The organism is Aeromicrobium sp. Leaf291 (assembly GCF_001423365.1).
Lineage (GTDB): Bacteria > Actinomycetota > Actinomycetes > Propionibacteriales > Nocardioidaceae > Aeromicrobium.
The window spans coordinates 1,444,576-1,460,132 of record NZ_LMNM01000001.1 but is presented as its reverse complement, the minus strand read 5'-3'; the positions used below and the strand labels follow the sequence as shown (position 1 = coordinate 1,460,132).

Below are 15,557 nucleotides of genomic sequence, written 5' to 3'. Positions count from 1 at the left end.
CTATGGACACCCATAGCACGCGTGCAATAGTCTCGGTGTCGTGAAGGACATCCGGGACGAGGCGCTCTACGCGGGCGTCGTGGCACAGGTCGTCGCGCGGCGGACGGAGCTCGGGCTGTCGCAGCGTGAGCTCGCCGACCTCTGCGGCACCACCCAGTCGGCCATCGCCCGGTTCGAGTCGGCCACCCGGCCACCGAAGCTCGACACGCTCGCTGCGGTCGCCGAGGCCCTCGACTGCACGCTCGAGGTCACCTTCCGCGCCCGCACCCGACCAGCACGCGCCCGATCGACCGAGGAGACACCATGAGCACACGCGTCGACACCGAGGACATCGCCTCGACCAGGAGCGAGCGGGTGCTCGCCGTCGTCCTGGTCGTCTTCCTGCTGATCGGCTCCGGCTGGTTCTACGTCAAGATCGACGACTGGGTCGGCGGGTCCCGCGCCTGGGAGTACACCGCCGCCGAGCAGCGCTCGATCGACGCCGCCGAGACCGCCGAGGACCGGGCCTGGCGGGCCGAGGAGGAGCGGGACACGGCCCTGACCGACCTCGAGCTCGCGCGGGAGAACCTCAGCCTCGCGATCGAGCAGGACCAGCCCACCGAGTCGCTGTCCGAGACGTTCGAGGAGGCGCAGACCGAGTACGCGGAGGCTCGTGCCGAGGCCACGACGGCACGCAGTCGAGCCGACGCCGCGCAGCAGGCCGCCGACGACGCACGCGAGACCTACGACGACCGCGCCCGCGGCAAGGACGGCCGCTACTGGATCGTCGCCCTGCTGCGCCTGCTGTTCGTCGGGGCGCTCGTCGGCGGGTCCCTGCGCCTCATCACCGTGCAGCGCGCCCGCGAGTCCCGCTACCTCACGCTCGGGCTCTCGGCGGTCGCTGCCTCCACCCTCACCGCCGTCTGGTTCGCCGGCGACTACATCACCGACTACATCGACGTCCTCGAGCTCGGACCGCTGGTGCTGTCGGTGCTCGGTGCCGGCGCGACCGTCGTCGCGTTCGTCGCCCTGCAGCGGTACCTCGCCCGCCGCGTGCCCCGCAGCCGGGTGCGCAAGGGCGAGTGCCCGTTCTGCGGCTTCCCGGTCAGGGGCGACGGCCCGCACTGCGAGGGGTGCGGCCGCGAGGTCGTCGGCGAGTGCGGCGCCTGCTCCAGCCCTCGTCGGGTCGGCTCGCCGCACTGCGCCGTCTGCGGCCACGACTGACGCGACCCGGTCAGGCGTCGAAGTCCTGTGCGCGCCGCAGCACCGTGGCTCGACGCACGAGCGGCCCCGTCACCGCGAGGTGACGGGGCCGCTGCGTGAGGGTGCGGTCAGTCGCGCGTGAGGCGACGGTGCGTGACGCGGTGCGGGCGTGCCGCCTCCTCGCCGAGGCGCTCGATCTTGTTCTCCTCGTAGGAGGCGAAGTTGCCCTCGAACCAGAACCAGCGTCCGGGCTCGTCCTCCGTGCCCTCCCAGGCCAGGATGTGGGTGGCGATGCGGTCGAGGAACCACCGGTCGTGCGACGTGACCACGGCGCAGCCGGGGAAGTCAAGCAGCGCGTCCTCCAGCGACGACAGCGTCTCGACGTCCAGGTCGTTGGTCGGCTCGTCGAGCAGCAGGAGGTTGCCGCCCTGCTTGAGGGTGAGCGCGAGGTTCAGCCGGTTGCGCTCACCACCGGAGAGCACCCCGGCCTTCTTCTGCTGGTCGGCACCCTTGAAGCCGAACGAGGCCACGTAGGCGCGGCTGTTCATCTCGAAGTTCGCGACCTTGATGAAGTCGAGTCCCTCGGAGACGACCTCCCACACGTTCTTGTCGGCCGCGATGCTGCCGCGGGTCTGGTCGGCGTAGGAGATCTTGACCGTCTGGCCGACGTCGAGCGAGCCGGAGTCGGGCTGCTCGTGGCCGGTGATCATGCGGAACAAGGTGGTCTTGCCGACGCCGTTGGGCCCGACGACGCCGACGATGCCGGCGCGCGGCAGCGAGAAGCTGATGTCGTCCCAGAGCGTCCGGCCCTCGAAGCCCTTGGTCAGGTTCTTGGCGTCCAGCACCACGTCACCCAGTCGGGGGCCGGCGGGGATGTTGATCTCGCTGGTGTCGATCTTGCGGTCGCGCTCGGCGGCGGCGGCCAGCTCCTCGTAGCGGGCCAGACGGGCCTTGCTCTTGGCCTGGCGTCCCTTCGCGTTGGAGCGGACCCACTCCAGCTCCTTCTCGAGCATCTTGGCGCGCTTGGCGTCCTTGGCCCCCTCGACCTTGAGCCGGTCCTTCTTGGTCTCGAGGTAGGTGGAGTAGTTGCCCTCGTAGCCGTGGATGCGACCGCGGTCGACCTCCGCGATCCACTCGGCCACGTTGTCGAGGAAGTAGCGGTCGTGGGTCACGGCCAGGACGGCGCCCGGGTAGGTCTTCAGGTGACCCTCGAGCCACTGCACGGACTCGGCGTCCAGGTGGTTGGTGGGCTCGTCGAGCAGCAGCAGGTCGGGCTGCTGGAGCAGCAGCTTGCACAGCGCCACCCGGCGGCGCTCACCACCGGACAGGTGGTCGACCAGCTCGTCCGGCGGCGGGCAGCGCAGCGCGTCCATGGCCTGGTCGAGCCGGGAGTCGAGGTCCCAGGCGTTGACGCTGTCGAGGAAGGTCTGCAGGTCACCGGTCTCGGCCATGAGGGCGTCGTAGTCGGCGTCGGGCTCGCCCATCTCGGCGTACGCCTCCTCGAGGCGCTTCATCTTGCCCTTGACCTCGGAGACGGCCTCCTCGACGTTCTCGAGCACGGTCTTGCCGTCGGTGAGCGGCGGCTCCTGCTGCAGCATGCCGACGGTGGCGTCGGGGTCGCGCACGAGGTCGCCGTTGTTGGGCTGGTCGAGCCCGGCCATCAGCTTGAGCAGCGACGACTTGCCCATGCCGTTCGGGCCGACGACGCCGATCTTGGCGCCGTGGAGGAAGGAGAGGGTGACGTCGTCGAGGACGACCTTGTCGCCGTGGGCCTTGCGGACGTTGCGGAGGGAGAGCACGTAGTCAGCCATAGGCGTCCCAGCCTAGCGAGACGTTCCTGCCGCGCGACCGTCGCGGGTCTCAGCCCAGGGCGCGGACGATCCCGCTGCGATACCGCTCGTACCGGTCCAGCTCCGCCTGGAGCGGCGCGAGGACCTTCTCCTGCGCCACCTCGTCGACGGTGCGACGGAGCACCGCCTCGGCCCGCTGGGCGCGTCGCCGAGCACTCGCGCGGACGGTCGCGCGGGCCAGCACCGCCAGGACGACGCCCACGGCCAGACCACCCACGAGTAGCAGCAGCGGCAGGGAGAAGCCCACCACGACGGGCGCCTCGGGGACCTCCCACCCGGCGACCCGGCTCGCGAGCTCGACGGCGCCCCAGCCCACGCCGGCGACGAACGCCGCGAACGCGAGCCACTGGAGGACGTCGACGAGCCTCCACCACACGGGGGTGCGGGACAGCCCGAGGTCGATGCGGTCGATCGTGTCGTCGAGCTCGCGGACCACGTCGTCGCCGGTGCGGACCGATGCGTTCCGCACCGCGTCGCGCCAGGGGCGCTCGAGGCCGACCGCGGCCTTCTCGGCGATCTCGCGGACCGCGGACTCGGCCTGAGCCCGTTGGACGTGACCGATCGACGGCCGTACCGCCCGCGTGAGCGACGCGACCGACCCCGTCGGGTCGATGCCGAGCTCGCGGAGCGGGTCCTTGCGGAGCCGTCCCACCCAGCGCAGGGGTGGCCAGCCCGTGTGGCGTCGGGCCGTGCGCAGCGTCGAGGCCTCGACGGCCTCGACCAGCTGCGGGGCGCCCACGCTGTCGAGCAGGGCGAGGTCGAGGGCCTGCCGGTCGATGTCGGTGAGGCCGGGGATGTCGGCACGGCCGCCGGTCGCGACGACCCGCTGGGCGGCCTCGGCCACGTCCTGGGCCAGCCGGTCCTTGGCCGACGCCTTCGCGCGGATGCGCCGCGCCAGCTCACGCTTGAGGTCGTCGACGCCGTCGCCCCGGTGCGCCGAGACGCCGATGACCGGGACGTCGGGCAACCCCTCGCGCTCGAGGATCGCGCGCACGTCGCCGAGGGCGCGTTCGCGGTCGGAGTAGTGGATGCGGTCGATCTGGTTGAGCACCACCAGGGTCACGTCGCTGTAGCCGGCCATCGGTCGGATGTAGCGGTCGTGGATGGCGGCGTCGGCGTACTTCTGCGGGTCGAGCACCCAGACCAGCAGGTCGGCGTACTGCACCAGGCGGTCCATCTCGAGGTGGTGCGACACCTCGGTGGAGTCGTGGTCGGGCAGGTCGAGCAGGACGAGGCCGTCGAGCTTCGTGTCGGCCGAGGAGCGGTCGAGCATGCTCATCCGCGACACCTGGTGCCGCGCCGGGATCCCCATCCACTCGAGCAGCTCCTGCGCTCCGTCGGGGCCCCAGGAGCAGGCGAGCGCCCACGACGTGGTGGGCCGACGCACGCCGACGCCGGCGAGCTCGAGGTCGGTGAGGCAGTTGAACAGCGACGACTTGCCCGACCCGGTGGCACCGGCGAGCGCGACGATGGTGTGCTCGCCGGACAGCCGCAGCCGGTCGGACGCGCGCTCGGCCAGCGCCGCGGCAGGGTCGAGGACGTCGTCGGCGAGCCGGTCGCGCGCGGCCTCGACCGCCTCGCTCAGGCCGTCGAGCCGGGTGGCGACGTCGGATCGCTCGCCGCCGAAGACCTTCTCCGCGGCACGCGCGACGGGGCCGGGGCGCTCGGTCATGAGGCGGTCTCTCCGTCCAGGAAGTCGATGTGTCGTGCGTAGTCTGCCCGACGCGCGGCCTCGCGGAGCCTGGTCTGCGCCGCCTCGATCGTGGTGGGGTCGGTCAGGAGGTCGAGGTAGCGCTTCTGCTCGCTCTGCACCAGCGCCTGCATCGATGCGACGAGCGACGTGTGGGCCCGCTCGGCGAGGTCACGGACGGCCTGGTCCCCGAAGATCGCCTCCAGCAGCTTCTGCGCCACGACCGCCGTGCCACCGGCCACGCCGACCTCGGCGCCGGTGAGGCCGGCCGAGCCGCCGACGAAGACGACCACCATGAGCGCCACGCCGATGCCGTTGACGCCGAACGCCAGGAACTTGGCGGTCATGCGCTTGTCGGCACCCTCGGCGCGCACCATGTCGAGCACCTCGGCCTGCCAGTCCCGCACCAGGCGCTCGGCCTTGACCCGCACGTCGCGGGACGCGCGGTCGAGGCCGCGCTCGGTGGCGATGAGGGCACGACCGGACTCCAGGGACGACCAGGAGCGGTACACGGCCTCGGCCGCGGACTCCAGCTGCTCGACGACGATCGTCTGCAGACCGCTCTCGACGGCCTCGCTGACCTCGGCCGAGCGGGTGCGCTTGCCGGTGACCTGGTCGACCAACCGGTCCCGGATGCGGCTGACCCGCTCCTCGACCGACCGGAGCAGCTCGCCGTTGCCCACGTAGTCCTGCCAGCGCGACAGCACCTCGCCCCGCATCACGGTGCCGTCGCCCGCCTTGCGGGCCAGCAGGTCGGCGGCCTCGCGGTACACGCCGGTGGCGTCGTCGTGCAGGCGCTGGGCGGTGGCGCGCTGCTCGTCGAGCGCGTCGGCCACGCCGTGCGACCGCATGACGTTGTGGCGGACGGCGCCGTCGAGGGTGCCGAAGACCACCGCAGCGCGTCCCTCGGGGTCGGCCGCGAGGTCACGCAGCCACCCGATGATCGGTGCGACCGCCGCGCGGGGCAGCAGCCCGTCCTCGCCCACGGCGGACTCGGGCACCGTGAACAGCGGGGAGTCGGAGAGCCCGCGTGAGGTCATCATCCGGGCCAGGTGGCCCCGGACCTCGACCACGGCGTCGTCGTGGGTGCGGTCGAGCACGACGGCCACGGAGGTGCTCCGCTCGGCGGCCTTGCCCAGGTAGTCCCACGGCACCTGGTCGGCGTAGCGCGCCGCGGAGGTGACGAACAGCCAGAGGTCGGCGGCGGCGAGCAGCTGGGACGCCAGCTCGCGGTTGCCCTGGTCGATGGAGTCGATGTCGGGCGCGTCGAGGATCGCCAGGCCCCGCGGCACCCCGGTGGACTCGGCGAGGCGCAGCGCGTGGACGTCGTTCGTCACGGCCTGCGTGCGCGGCAGCTCGGGCAGGATGCGGTCGGGCTGGAACCACTCGGCGTCGGCGGGGTGGTGCACCAGCACCGGCGAGCGGGTGGTCGGACGCAGCACGCCGGACTCGGTGACGGGCTCGCCGACGAGCGAGTTGACGAGCGTCGACTTGCCGGCACCGGTGGAGCCGCCCACGACCGCGAGCAGCGGAGCCTCCAGCTGCACGAGCCGCGGGATCACGTAGTCGGACAGCTGGTCGACGATCTCGGCGCGGGTCGAGCGCACGTCGGAGACGCCGGGCACCTCGAGTCCGAGGGGGGCGGCGGTCACGTCGGTGAGCAACCTGCTCAGCGCTCCCAGCAGCTCAGCCGAAGCATGTTCGCTGGGCACCGGCGGTCCTCCCGTCCTGACGTCGACGACCTGGGTTCTCTCCCGCCCCAGGGCTGGGGACCAGGTTAGTGGACCGGACACCACTCGCGCGCCGCTCCCACGCCCTCACGCGTGCGGGACGGCGCGGTGGGCCACCGGCAGCGGCGGTGGGAGCCTGAGCGCGGGCCGCAACGCGTACATGGCGTCGAGCAGCGCGTACGTCCGTTCGACACCGTGCGGCTTGGCGTGGCCGCTCATGATCGCGTCGTGCAGGAAGGCCATCTCGGTGGCCAGGCGCTGGTAGCGCCGCACGACCTTGGCGGCCACCCGGCCGTGGTTGGAACGGGCGTGCTTCCGGGCCTTCTTGCGGTACGAGAACCGCGAGAGGTAGGGGATCTCCGCCGGGTGGATCCAGCCACGCTCGGCCACGTAGGACAGCGAGCGCTCGAGCGTGCGCACCTGCCGGACTCGTGTGACGACGGCGATCACGCCCACGACCAGCAGCACGAGGCCGAGGGCCAGGTACACCAGGACGAACCCGGCGCCGCCGCCGTAGGACAGCGAGGCGTTCCAGAGGCCGTGCAGGGCGACGCTGACGGCCATGCCGAGCACCCCGATCACCACCTTGAGGACCTTCGAGCGGACCAGGACCGCCAGGCCGAGAGCGATGCCGAAGGCGGAGGTGAACAACGGGTGCGCGAACGGGCTCACGACGCCGCGCACGAAGAACGTGCCCGCAGCACCTTCGGCGCCGGCGACGGGGATCTCGGGCGATCCGAGGTAGCTGGCGGCGTAGTAGCCGATGTTCTCCACGAAGGCGAAGCCGAGGCCGACGAGCCCGGCGACGACGAGCCCGTCGAGGAAGCCGTCGATGATGCGGCGCCAGCGCAGGAAGGTGAACAGCAGGAAGAGGCCCTTGGCCGGCTCCTCGGACAGGGGCGCGACGAACGAGGCCAGCTGCTGGTCGGTGAGGTCGGCCACCTCGGCCACGACGAGCTGGACGACGAGCGCGATCGCGACGGCCCCGACACCACCCCACACGAAGGCTGCCACCTTGTAGCGACGGGGCTCCGGCTCGTAGCGGTCCAGCCACCAGTACACGAGCCACAGCACGGGCAGCGGGATGAAGGCGTACAGGACGGCCAGCCGCGCGCCCTCGGCGTCGCCCGCGCTGGCGGCGAAGATGCCGACCGCGACGAGCCCGATCACGACGCCGATGCCGACGAGCACCATGAGGAGGGTCCGGCCGCGCTGGCGCGGTGTCTCGCGGTAGCGGGGCAGACGGCGCGGGATCTCCCCGCGGCCCGCCTCCTGCGGCACGGCGACGTCGTCGGCGTAGGGCTGGCTCACCCGCAGGAGCCTAGGCGAACCGGTCCTCCCCCGCCCTCTGCCACGCAGGCCGTCCTCCGGCCTTCCCCGTGCATCGGGGCACCAGCGCCCGGATCCGAGCGCGTGGTGGGCCGCGGTGCTCCGAAACGCAGCGCCGTCGCGGCCACTACGCTGGTCCTCGGCCCCCGTAGCTCAGTCGGATAGAGCAGAAGCCTTCTAATCTTCGGGTCGCAGGTTCGATTCCTGCCGGGGGCACTCACCCCCTGACGGTGGATCCGCAGCCGCAGAACGCCTCCTGACGTTGCTCAGGCACCGACGGGGGCTCAGGCCGGTGCGTCGAGGGCGGTGAGCTCGTCGGGCGTGAGGTCGACGTCGGCGACGCGGAGGGCGGAGTCGAGCTGCTCGACCCCGCTCACCCCGACGATGGGGCGGATCTGCGGCCGTGAGGCCAGCAGCCAGGCGAGCACGACCACCGAGCGGGGCACGCCGTGGTCGGCTGCGACCTCGTCCAGCACCGCCAGCCGCCGGGTGGAGCCCGGGTGCTCGTACGGCTCCGGGAACGGACGGTCGGCGCGGTCGTACGCACCCTGGACGAGCGGCGAGTACGCCCACAGCTCCACGTCGGGGTGCTCGGCGACGTAGTCGATCGTCTCGTCGGTCACGAAGCCGAAGCGGTGGTCCTTGCCCTCCACCGCGGCACCGGGCCGGGGATGCAGGTACGACGTGGTCAGCTGGAGCGCCCTCCAGGGCTCGAGCCCGCGGTCCAGCGCGATCGAACGCCCGCGCTCGACCCGCCACGTCGGGTGGTTGGAGACCCCGAGCCGTCGGACCGACCCGGCCTGCACGAGGGCGCCGAACGCCTCGACCGACTCCTCCAGCGGCGTTCCCCGGTCCTCGCCGTGCGCCCAGTACAGGTCGATCACGTCGACCCCGAGCCGACGCAGGCTCGCCTCGCAGCCGGCCCGCACGACGTCGGCCGACAGCCCCTCGACCGTGGCACCGTCGGGGCGCGGGTGGTCGAGCGGCTCCACCCCCACCTTCGTGGCCAGCTGAACCCGGTCACGCCGGGAGCCGTCGGCGGCGAGCCACCGACCGAGCGTCTCCTCGCTCTGCCCGCCGTGACCCGACGCGTCGGACCAGAACGAGTAGCAGTTCGCGGTGTCGAGGGTGGTCCCCCCGGCGTCGACGAAGCGGTCGAGGAGCGCCCGAGAGGTCCGCTCGTCGGTCCGGGTGCCGAAGTACATGGTGCCGAGCACCAGCCGACTGACGTCCATGCTCCCGTTCTACCGCAGGAGCGCCGCCGTTCGCGCCGGCCCTCGGCTGCCCGCGGTGGCTAGACTTCGGTGCGGCGATGGATCCCGCCGGGGGCCACGTGCTCCGAACCGCCGACCGTGGCTGATGGTTTCCTGTCCGACGACAGGAGAGGTATGTCCGCATTCCCCGAGATCCCCGACGATCCCGATCTCGACGTCGCCGATCCGCGCACCGCGGGTGCCGCGCCGCGACCGGCGCACCTGCGACCGTCGCTCGTCGCGCTGGTGGCGCTGGGCGGCGCGGCCGGGTCGGCCGCACGCCACGGCGTCCAGGTCGCGCTCGGCTCCGTCGACCGCCTCCCGGTCGGCACCCTTGCGGCGAACGTGGTCGGCGCCTTCGCCCTCGGCCTCCTGCTCGAGCTGCTCACCCGCCCCGGGGCCGACCACGGCCGCCGTCGGGACCTGCGCCTGCTCCTCGGGACCGGCTTCCTCGGTGGCTTCACCACCTACAGCGCCTTCGCCCTCGAGACGGAACGACTGGTCGCGACCGGGGAGCCGGCACTCGCGCTCTCCTACGCCCTCGCGACGGTGGCAGGCGGCTTCGCGGCTTCCGTCCTGGGCGTGGCGGCGGGGCGGACGTGGCGCAGGAGAAGGGCCGCTCGGGGGCAGGCCGGTCGAGGACGGGCCGGTCGAGGACGGGCCGGTCGAGGACGGGGGTGGCGACCGTGACCACGCTGCTCATCGCACTCGCCGGCGGGCTCGGCTCCGCCGCGAGGTTCGTCGTCGACGCCGTCGTGACCGGGCGACTCGGGTCGCGACTCCCCTGGGGCGTCGTGCTGGTCAACCTGACCGGCTCGTTCGCCATCGGCGTCGTGGTCGGCTCGGCGTCGGGCCTCACCCAGACGGTGGTCGCCACCGGCTTCCTGGGCGGCTACACCACCTTCAGCACCGCGAGCCTGGACTCCGCGCGGCTCGCCCTGCGCGGGCGCGGAGGTGCTGCCGTCGCCCACGCCGCGGGCACGGCGTGCGCGTGCGTCCTGGCCGCAGCGGCCGGGATCGCCGTCGCGTGACGCACGAAGGGCCCCGCACGAGGTGCGGGGCCCTTCGGGACGAGCGGAGTCAGGCAGCGGAGGTGATGGCCTGCTGCAGACCGGCCGGGCTGACGTCCTCGACCTTCTTGCCGCCGACGTAGACGGTCGGGGTGCCGCTGACCTCACGGTCGCCGTCCTGTGCCGTCTCCTTGGCCTTCTCGATCCACGGGACGAACTTCTCCGTCTTGACGCACTGCTCGACACCCGTGATGCCGAGGCCGTCGAGCGCCTCGACCAGGGCCGAGTTCTCGGGGCCGGCGGTGCCCTCGTCGGGCTGGTTGGCGTAGAGGTAGTCGTGCACGGCCACGTAGTCCTCGACGCCTCCGGAGTCGAGGGCACAGATCGCCGCGTTGGTCGAGCGCGAGGAGTACTCGTTCAGGCTCTGGCCGTCGAGGAACGAGAAGGGGCGGTAGACGATCGTGATGGCACCGGACTCGACCTGCTGCTTGAGGAAGGCGCCGGACGCCTGCTCGAAGGAACGGCAGGCGGGGCACTGGAAGTCCTCGTACAGCTCCACCTCGACCGGCTCGGCGTCGGCGGTCGCCTCACCACCTGCCGCGGCGGTGTCGTAGACGATGCCGTAGTCCTCGGTGGCGTTCTTGGGCGCGACCAGGTCGGTGTTCTTGGCGTTCTGGTCCGACGTCGTCTTGATGGCGTAGCCACCGACGGCCACCAGCGCGATCACGACGACCACGATGGCCACCGTGATGACGTTGCGCTGGCGCTTCTCGGCCTTCTCGCGCTCCTTGCGCATCTGCTCGGCTCGCTGCTTGCGGTCGTTGCTCACGTGGTCTGGCTCCTGTGCGGCGTCGTGGGGCACGGCGGAAGCAGGGGCGGTCCGCCTGTCGTGGGGCACAACGATCGTCGCGTCCCCTCGGTTCCCCGGAAGGCTACCCGCCGTGGTCCCGTGCCCGGCGGCCTCGTCGGCCCCGCGCCATGGCCTAAGGTGCCAGGCGTGAACGACAAGCTGGTGTGGATCGACTGCGAGATGACCGGACTCTCCCTGGAGGACGACGCCCTCGTCGAGGTCGCGGCCCTGGTCACCGACTACGAGCTCAACGTGCTCGGCGACGGCGTGGACCTGGTGATCAAGCCGCCGGCGAAGGCGCTCGAGCAGATGAACGAGGTCGTCACCCGCATGCACACCGCGTCGGGACTCATCACCGAGCTCGACGCCGGGACGACGCTGCGCGACGCCGAGGAGCAGGTGCTCGACTACGTGCGCCAGTTCGTGAAGGAGCCCCGCAAGGCACCCCTCGCCGGCAACACCATCGGCACCGACCGCGCCTTCCTCGCCCGCGACATGACCGAGCTCGAGGGCTTCCTGCACTACCGGGTCGTCGACGTCTCCTCCATCAAGGAGCTGGCGCGCCAGTGGTTCCCCCGGGCCTACTTCGCCGCTCCCCCGAAGGCCGGCCACCACCGCGCCCTCGAGGACATCGCCGACAGCATCGACGAGCTGCGCTACTACCGACGCACCGTCTTCGTGCCCGACCCCGGGCCCGACTCCGACACCGCTCGCACCGTCGCCACGCAGATCACCGAGAAGCCGACGTTGGGCCCGTCCGACTCCTGACGGGCCACCGTCCAGGACCCCCACGACCGTGGGCTATGATCGTCCACGCCGTGGCGGGGTTCCGCCGCGCATGGTGGGCGTAGCTCAGTTGGTAGAGCACCGGCTTGTGGTGCCGGTGGCCGCGGGTTCAAGTCCCGTCGTCCACCCCGTCGAACGAAGCCCCCGGACCCGCCCGGTCCGGGGGCTTCGTCATCGGCTCGGGCACCGTGTAGGCTGGTCAGCAGTTGTAGACGTTGGTTGTGCCAGAAAGATCGAGCACACGGGTTCCCCCGGATGCTCCGCTTCTCCCGGTTGATGCGCGTCGCGACACCCCCGTCGCATACGACACGCGTATGCGCACCACCGCAAGGAGAAACATCATGGCTACTGGAACCGTCAAGTGGTTCAACGCTGACAAGGGCTTCGGCTTCATCGCTCCCGACGAGGGCGGCGAGGACGTCTTCGCTCACTTCAGCGCCATCCAGGCGAACGGCTACCGTTCGCTCGAGGAGAACCAGAAGGTCGAGTTCGACGTCGAGCAGGGCCAGAAGGGCCTGCAGGCGGCCAACATCCGCCCCGTCTGATTCCTTCCCGTCACCACGACGAGACGCACGACGCCCCCACCGCTCGCGGTGGGGGCGTCGTCATGTTCGGGGCCCTGTCAGGACCCGCGGTCGATCTCCACGTCGCCGGACTCGCTGCGCACGAGCACGAGGCGCGCCCCCTCCTGCACGTCGCCGTCCCCGGCCGGGGCTCCGTCGGCTCCGGCTCCGGCGCCGACCCCCTCGACGTCGCCACTGCTCGACGTCGCCTCCACCTCGTAGGGCCGGTCCCCGTCGGGCAGGCCGAGGTCGACGTCGCCGCTGCCCGTGGTCACCTTCACCGCGAACGGCTGCTCGGCGAAGGTGGCCTCGACGTCACCCGACCCGGTGGTCACGGTCAGGTCCTGGACACCCAGGCCGTCGAGGTCGACGTCGCCCTCGCTCGCGCGGATCGTGACGACGCCGGCGGTGAGACCGGCCACCTCGACGTCGCCGCTCCCGCCGACGACGTCGACCTGCAGACCCTCCGGCACCGTGATCGTCAGGTCGACACCGCAGCCCGGGCTCAGCCACGCCCGGCAGTCGGCCACGACCTGGACCACGCTCCCGCGGCGTCCCAGGGCGAAGTCGGTGTCGAGCAGGCCGCTCGTGACCCGGGCCGAGTAGGTCGGCGACGCCACGTCGCCCTGCACGACGCGCACGTCGGCCGAGGGCACCTGGAGAGCGAGCTGGCGTGCGTCGCCGAGGTCGATGCTGCCGGTCTCGGTGCGCACGTCCTTCGTGAGGTGCGAGATCAGCGCGAACCCACCGACCGCGAGCGCGACCAGGACCAGCGTCGCCACCACGGGGACGAGCGTGCGCAGGAGGGGAGACGGACCCGCGTCGGGGTCGTCGGCGAGATCCAGGCCGTCGAGAGCCCCCGGCGGCGGATCGTGCATCACGACGCCGTGTCCGCTCCTGGGCCCGCTCCCCCGCCCTCGGCCGTGGCGACCGGCACGACGTCGGCCGCACCCATGCGTGCGGCGTCCGCGGTCTCGTCGTCGGGCATCGTCTGGGACTCCCGCTCGGCGGCGACCCGCTTGAGGTAGTGCTCGACCTCGAGCTCGCGCTGGTCGTCGGTCCAGCCGAGCGCGTCGCCCATGAGCGACGCCACCTCGCGGGCGACCTCGGTGCCACGGTCGAAGGTCTCGATGGAGATGCGGGTACGTCGGGCGATGATGTCGTCGAGGTGGCGCGAGCCCTCGTGGGTGGTGCCGTAGACGACCTCGGCGCGCAGGTAGTCGTCGGCGCCGGTCAGCGGCTCGCCGAGCGACGGATCGGTGGCCACGAGGTCGAGGACCTCGACCACCAGCGATCCGTACCGGTGCAGCAGGTGCTCGATGCGGCCGACGTTCAGGCCGCTGTCCTCGGCGAGGCGGTGCCGCTGGTTCCACAGCGCCTCGTAGCCGTCGGCGCCGAGGAGGGGCACGTCCTCCGTGCAGGAGCCCGGAACGTTGCGGTCGAGCTGGTGGGTCATGCCGTGCACGGCGGCGTCGACGGCGTCCTTGGCCATGATGCGGTAGGTCGTGTACTTGCCGCCGGCGATGACCACGAGGCCCTTGGTGCTGGTGGAGACCGCGTGCTCGCGCGACAGCTTGCTGGTGGCGTCGGACTCCCCGGCCAGCAGCGGCCGCAGCCCGGCGTAGACGCCCTCGACGTCGGCGTGCGTGAGCGGCTCCACGAGCACCGTGTTGACGTGCTCGAGCAGGTAGTCGATGTCGCTGCGGCTCGCCGCAGGGTGGTCCTTCGAGAGGTCCCAGTCGGTGTCGGTGGTGCCGATCACCCAGTGCCGCCCCCACGGGATGACGAAGAGCACCGACTTCTCGGTGCGCAGGATCAGGCCGCCCTCGCCGCGGATGCGGTCGCGCGGGACCACGAGGTGGATGCCCTTGGACGCGCGCACGTGGAACTGCCCGCGCTCGGCCGCCATGCCCTGCGTCTCGTCGGTCCAGACACCGGTGGCGTTGATCACGACGGCGGCACGGACGTCGAGCTCACGGCCGGACTCCAGGTCCTTGAGCCGGGCTCCGGTGACCCGCCCGCCCTCGCGGATCAGGTCGACGACGCGGGTGCGGCTGGCCACGTGCGCGCCGTAGGCCGCGGCGGTGCGGGCCAGGAACATGGTGTGCCGGGCGTCGTCGACCTGGGCGTCGTAGTAGCGCAGGGCGCCCACGAGCGCATCCTTGCGCAGGCCGGGGAAGATCTTGCGCGCGCCGCGGCGGGTGTGGTGGCGGTGCAGCGGCACACCCTTGCCGTAGCCGGACGCCTTGCTCATGGCGTCGTACAACGCCACGCCCGAGCCGGCGTAGAAGCGCTCCCACCCGCGGTGCTGCAGCGGGTAGAGGAACGCCACCTCGCGGACCAGGTGCGGTGCCAGCTTCTGCAGGTTGAGCCCACGCTCCTTCAGGGCCTCGGCGACGAGCCGGAAGTCGAGCATCTCGAGGTAGCGGAGCCCGCCGTGCATGAGCTTGCTGGAGCGGCTCGACGTGCCCGACGCGAAGTCGCGCGCCTCCACGAGACCGACCGAGAGGCCCCGGGTCGCCGCGTCGAGTGCCGACCCGGCACCCACCACGCCACCGCCGATCACCAGGACGTCGAGCGGTTGCTGCTCCATCGCGTCGAGCGCGGTCTGACGGGTGTGGGGCGACAGGGGTACGGGGCGCATGACTCCAGTCAATCAGGGACACCTGACGCGCGCGTCCCGAGCGGCGGCCGGCCTCGCCTAACCCCGGCGCCGCGTCGTCGTTGTCCTGACCATGGACCTCGTTCGACGCCACCCCGTCGCCGCCGCGGCCGTCGTCGCCGCGCTGCTCGTGCTGGTGGCCCTCGTCGTCCCGCTGCCGGGCGGCTCCGGCGACGGACCTGCCGGTGGTCCGGGGGCCGCAGGACCGGACGGGAGCACCCCGTCGGTGCCCAGGCCCACCTCGTCGCCGTCCATGACCACCGCGGCGGAGGCCGCCGACTCCACCTCCGGCCTCGTGCGACCGTCGGTCGTGCGGGGCCAGGAGCCGGCCGGCCTGTCCGGGTCGGGCGGCGTCCTGAACGTCCGCGCCCATCGCATCACCCTGAGCGTCCGGTCCTCCGACCCGATCGGCGTGGTCGGCTACAACATCCCCACCAGCCGGGACCGCCCGAGCGGTACCGTGCGGGGGGTCGGCCGGTCGTGGTCGCTCAGCACCCGCGTCTACGGCCGCCCGGACTACGCCCAGATGTTCCTGCAGGCGGGGCCGGCCAGCGTGAGCATGACCTGCACCATCACCGTCGACGGCAAGGTCACCGAGCAGCGGACGACGAACGGGCCGTACGGCCAGCTGTTCTGCCAGGGCTGACCTGCT

The 15,557-nt window shown here is 72.1% G+C and carries 15 protein-coding genes and 2 tRNA genes; 9 read left to right on the top strand and 8 right to left on the bottom strand.

From position 1 onward, the window contains the following. Positions 1–40 precede the first annotated feature (40 nt). Both ASF35_RS07315 and ASF35_RS07310 read left to right on the top strand, forming a co-directional pair. Entirely contained in the window at positions 41–307 is a 267-nt protein-coding gene (locus ASF35_RS07315; RefSeq protein ID WP_055964893.1) for a helix-turn-helix domain-containing protein, read from the top strand. After that, positions 304–1,203, top strand: a complete 900-nt coding sequence (locus tag ASF35_RS07310; RefSeq protein ID WP_055964889.1) for a zinc ribbon domain-containing protein — start codon at positions 304–306, stop codon at positions 1,201–1,203. The genes ASF35_RS07315 and ASF35_RS07310 overlap by 4 nt, the downstream gene beginning before the upstream one ends. Before the next feature lie 107 nt (positions 1,204–1,310). Here ASF35_RS07310 and ettA read toward each other — a convergent pair whose 3' ends face one another. From ettA to ASF35_RS07290, 4 genes are all read right to left on the bottom strand, one after another. Further along, entirely contained in the window at positions 1,311–2,993 is a 1,683-nt protein-coding gene (ettA, locus tag ASF35_RS07305) for an energy-dependent translational throttle protein EttA (protein ID WP_055964887.1), read from the bottom strand. A 49-nt stretch (positions 2,994–3,042) separates the two neighbouring features. Beyond that, positions 3,043–4,704: a GTPase gene (locus tag ASF35_RS07300; RefSeq protein WP_055964885.1), complete on the bottom strand. Its 1,662-nt coding sequence runs from the start codon at positions 4,702–4,704 to the stop codon at positions 3,043–3,045. Continuing rightward, positions 4,701–6,374, bottom strand: coding sequence for a dynamin family protein (locus ASF35_RS07295; RefSeq protein WP_235492899.1), 1,674 nt, complete (start codon positions 6,372–6,374; stop codon positions 4,701–4,703). Before ASF35_RS07295 ends, ASF35_RS07300 begins: the two co-directional genes overlap by 4 nt. 165 nt (positions 6,375–6,539) lie before the next feature. Next, positions 6,540–7,763 carry a PrsW family intramembrane metalloprotease gene (locus ASF35_RS07290; RefSeq protein WP_055964883.1) on the bottom strand — a complete coding sequence of 408 codons (1,224 nt, stop codon included), beginning with the start codon at positions 7,761–7,763 and terminating at the stop codon, positions 6,540–6,542. A gap of 160 nt (positions 7,764–7,923) precedes the next feature. Here ASF35_RS07290 and ASF35_RS07285 point away from each other — a divergent pair. Then, positions 7,924–7,997, top strand: a tRNA-Arg gene (locus ASF35_RS07285). A 68-nt stretch (positions 7,998–8,065) separates the two neighbouring features. Here ASF35_RS07285 and ASF35_RS07280 read toward each other — a convergent pair. Beyond that, positions 8,066–9,016 (bottom strand): aldo/keto reductase, encoded by a 951-nt coding sequence (locus tag ASF35_RS07280; protein WP_055964879.1) that lies wholly within the window; start codon positions 9,014–9,016, stop codon positions 8,066–8,068. Between the two features lie 153 nt (positions 9,017–9,169). Between ASF35_RS07280 and crcB the strand changes: the two genes are divergently transcribed. Both crcB and ASF35_RS07270 read left to right on the top strand, forming a co-directional pair. After that, positions 9,170–9,724, top strand: a complete 555-nt coding sequence (gene crcB, locus ASF35_RS07275) for a fluoride efflux transporter CrcB (protein ID WP_055964877.1) — start codon at positions 9,170–9,172, stop codon at positions 9,722–9,724. After that, on the top strand, positions 9,721–10,065 hold the full coding sequence (locus ASF35_RS07270; RefSeq protein WP_055966326.1) for a CrcB family protein: 345 nt from the start codon (positions 9,721–9,723) through the stop codon (positions 10,063–10,065). Before crcB ends, ASF35_RS07270 begins: the two co-directional genes overlap by 4 nt. Positions 10,066–10,114: 49 nt before the next feature. Here the strand turns inward: ASF35_RS07270 and ASF35_RS07265 are convergent, their stop codons facing one another. Continuing rightward, positions 10,115–10,873 carry a thioredoxin domain-containing protein gene (locus tag ASF35_RS07265; RefSeq protein ID WP_055964876.1) on the bottom strand — a complete coding sequence of 253 codons (759 nt, stop codon included), beginning with the start codon at positions 10,871–10,873 and terminating at the stop codon, positions 10,115–10,117. Positions 10,874–11,041: 168 nt separating this feature from the next. On the opposite strand from ASF35_RS07265, the gene orn reads away from it, so the two are divergent. The 3 genes from orn to ASF35_RS07250 all read left to right on the top strand — a co-directional run bounded on the left by orn (position 11,042) and on the right by ASF35_RS07250 (position 12,225). Continuing rightward, positions 11,042–11,662 carry an oligoribonuclease gene (gene orn, locus ASF35_RS07260; protein ID WP_055964872.1) on the top strand — a complete coding sequence of 207 codons (621 nt, stop codon included), beginning with the start codon at positions 11,042–11,044 and terminating at the stop codon, positions 11,660–11,662. Between the two features lie 73 nt (positions 11,663–11,735). Continuing rightward, a tRNA-His gene (locus tag ASF35_RS07255) sits at positions 11,736–11,808 on the top strand. A gap of 213 nt (positions 11,809–12,021) precedes the next feature. Beyond that, a complete protein-coding gene (locus ASF35_RS07250; protein WP_055964870.1) occupies positions 12,022–12,225 on the top strand; it encodes a cold-shock protein in 204 nt (67 codons plus the stop codon). A 77-nt stretch (positions 12,226–12,302) separates the two neighbouring features. Here the strand turns inward: ASF35_RS07250 and ASF35_RS07245 are convergent, their stop codons facing one another. After that, positions 12,303–13,121: a DUF4097 family beta strand repeat-containing protein gene (locus ASF35_RS07245; protein ID WP_055964868.1), complete on the bottom strand. Its 819-nt coding sequence runs from the start codon at positions 13,119–13,121 to the stop codon at positions 12,303–12,305. Next, entirely contained in the window at positions 13,121–14,887 is a 1,767-nt protein-coding gene (locus ASF35_RS07240) for a glycerol-3-phosphate dehydrogenase/oxidase (protein ID WP_055964865.1), read from the bottom strand. The genes ASF35_RS07245 and ASF35_RS07240 overlap by 1 nt, the downstream gene beginning before the upstream one ends. Positions 14,888–14,978: 91 nt before the next feature. Here ASF35_RS07240 and ASF35_RS07235 point away from each other — a divergent pair, with 91 nt between their 5' ends. After that, positions 14,979–15,551 (top strand): hypothetical protein, encoded by a 573-nt coding sequence (locus ASF35_RS07235; protein WP_055964860.1) that lies wholly within the window; start codon positions 14,979–14,981, stop codon positions 15,549–15,551. The last annotated feature ends 6 nt before the right edge of the window (positions 15,552–15,557 follow it).